The organism is Aeromicrobium sp. (assembly GCF_014378035.1).
Taxonomy (GTDB): domain Bacteria; phylum Actinomycetota; class Actinomycetes; order Propionibacteriales; family Nocardioidaceae; genus Aeromicrobium.
In genome coordinates, this window is the sequence record NZ_JACMOM010000005.1 from 1 (window position 1) to 2,274 (window position 2,274).

Below are 2,274 nucleotides of genomic sequence, written 5' to 3' on the forward strand. Positions count from 1 at the left end.
CGACTCGCTCTTCCCCGGTGGTGTCGGCAAGACCTGGGCACCTGAGGACTTCACGACCCTGATCGACGACGTGGAGACGAAGATCTTCGGCCGCTTCGACGACGAAGCCCACGTCTACCCCGGCCACGGCAGTGACACGACGCTCGGCGTCGAGCGTCCGCATCTTCAGGAGTGGCAAGAGCGCGGCTGGTAGCAGTTTGTGGCAGTAGGTGAACCGTAGGTCGGCCAACAACAGATGATTGATGCGCTTGGGGATGCGGCCGGTCTTGCTGTCGTCCGGCGGAGCACCATCGGCGAGCAGTCCGAGTCGGAGGGACGAGGCCCCGTCCTCGGGCGAGATCTCCAGCCGGTCACAGCCCATCCCGACCCTCGAGGCGAGACGCGAGCAAGGTTGGAGTGGCGAAATCTGGCCAGCGGCCTAGTGTCCGAGACATGAGAATGTTGGCCGCGTTCGCCCTGTTCGCACTCCTGACTGCTTGCAGCGGGTCGAGCGACTCGAAGGACGCACCCGCGCTCAGCGCCAAGCAGGCCGTTGACAGGACATGCTCCGAGGTGCGGGCGGGCATCGCCGACTTCAACAACCAGGACTACAAAGGCACCGTCGATCACTTCAGGACGGCCAAGGTCACCGCGAAGGTCTATGCGAAGGTCAGCAGCGAGCCGGTGGCGGACGCGCTGCTCGATGCGGTGGAGTACTACGCCAACCTCGCACCGGCCGACTACCCCGAGGCTGCACGCTCGTCCGAGAGCTTCGCGCGCAGCAAGACCGTCACGCTCAACCAGTGCGCCTCGGACAGCCCCGCCGACGGTGTGCCGACACAGAGCACCTGAGTCAGTTCAGCCTTGTCAGCGTCACGTAGACGGCGTTGACCGCCACGGCCTGCTCGAGCTCGCCCGAGATACCGTCGAAGAACTGCGATCGGTAGGTCTCGTCCGTCACGGCGCACACGGTGAAGTAGAGGCCTGAGAACGCCGCGAGGAACACCGCCACCTGGAACAGCTCGTTGGTGACCGGGACGTGCTTGCCGAACGACGACGGCAGGTCGGTGACGGCTTGGCCGGTCCACGCCGACACGGTGGCGTCAGGGATCGTCAGAGACCCGAAGACCACGAAGAAGGCGAACAGGCCGAGACTCAGGAGCAGCACCTGGATGGCCTGGTTGAACAGAAGCACCAGCACGAGGTTGGCGCGGGCAAACCGCGGCAGGTCGGCCGGCTCCGCAGCGACGAGGCGTGCGGACTGCTCGGCAGGTGTCCCGACGCAGCACTGTTCCACGCGGTCGCCGACCACCTCACTTTCGACGTTGCGCACCTCCTCCGGCAGGCGTACGAGCAAGAACACCACCGCGATGACAGCGAAGAACAGCGCCGAGAGCCACAGGACGTGCCGCGACATGAGTGCTGCGACCTGCCACACCTCGGCGTTGATGAACAGGAATGTGACGGCAAGCAGGAGCAGCGGAAGAGCGCGCGTCAGCAGGGGGAACATCAGCCCGAGCGACCCGAACGTACGCCTGACCGCCCATCGCAGCATCGTTCCCATGCGAAGCAGACGCCCGGCAAAGAGCCCGAGGAGCGCGAGGAACACCAGAACGCCCGCCACCGAGCCGACGGATCCGCGATCGGCGAGCACCGCGCCGACACCAAACCCGACTGCGACGGAGACCACGACGATCAGCAGGATCACCAAGGCGATGCGGCGGCTCGACACCCAAAGCTCCACGGTGTCGGCATGGTCCCCGGCGAAGTAGGGCAGACCGTGGTCGTCGAACCACTCCTCGATCGCGGCAGTCGTGTCCACGTGGGGATTGATCATCTCAGCCGGGTCATCTCGGACAGCACATCTCAGAAGGTGACAGGGAGCTCGTCGACCCCATAGACGAACGACAGCTGACGGAACGACAGCTCCTCCTGGGGCTTGGCCAGCGCAAGGTTCGGGAAGTAGCGAAAGATCCTGGGCAACGCGATCCGCAGCTCCATACGGGCGAGCTCGGCACCGATGCAGCGGTGGATCCCGTGGCCGAAGGCGAGGTGCCCGCTGGCCGGGGTGCGGTCGGGGTCGAACTCGTCGGGTCGATCGCCCGCCCAGCCGGCGTCGCGGTTGGCACCGCTGAGAGACGCCATGATGACGTCGCCGGCCTTGATCTGCTGGCCAAAGAGCACCATGTCCTTCTTCGCGAACCGAGGAAACGCGACCTGGACGACCGAGAGGTAGCGCAACAGCTCCTCGACGATGCGGTCGACATCCGCGGGTGTTCCGGTACGCATCAGCTC

4 protein-coding genes are annotated in these 2,274 nt (G+C 65.5%); 2 read left to right on the plus strand and 2 right to left on the minus strand.

All coding sequences use genetic code 11. From position 1 onward, the window contains the following. Together H7290_RS00210 and H7290_RS00215 are read left to right on the plus strand one after the other, a co-directional pair. Positions 1 to 193, plus strand: a 193-nt coding sequence (locus tag H7290_RS00210) for an MBL fold metallo-hydrolase (RefSeq protein WP_290511999.1), incomplete at its 5' end; no start/stop codon positions are given. A gap of 239 nt (positions 194 to 432) precedes the next feature. Further along, positions 433 to 831, plus strand: a complete 399-nt coding sequence (locus H7290_RS00215; RefSeq protein ID WP_290512000.1) for a hypothetical protein — start codon at positions 433 to 435, stop codon at positions 829 to 831. Position 832: 1 nt separating this feature from the next. On the opposite strand, the gene H7290_RS00220 is transcribed toward H7290_RS00215, so the two are convergent. Beyond that, positions 833 to 1,816 carry a hypothetical protein gene (locus H7290_RS00220; protein WP_290512001.1) on the minus strand — a complete coding sequence of 328 codons (984 nt, stop codon included), beginning with the start codon at positions 1,814 to 1,816 and terminating at the stop codon, positions 833 to 835. Positions 1,817 to 1,845: 29 nt separating this feature from the next. Continuing rightward, on the minus strand, positions 1,846 to 2,274 hold a 429-nt coding region (locus H7290_RS00225), incomplete at its 5' end, for a cytochrome P450 (RefSeq protein WP_290512002.1).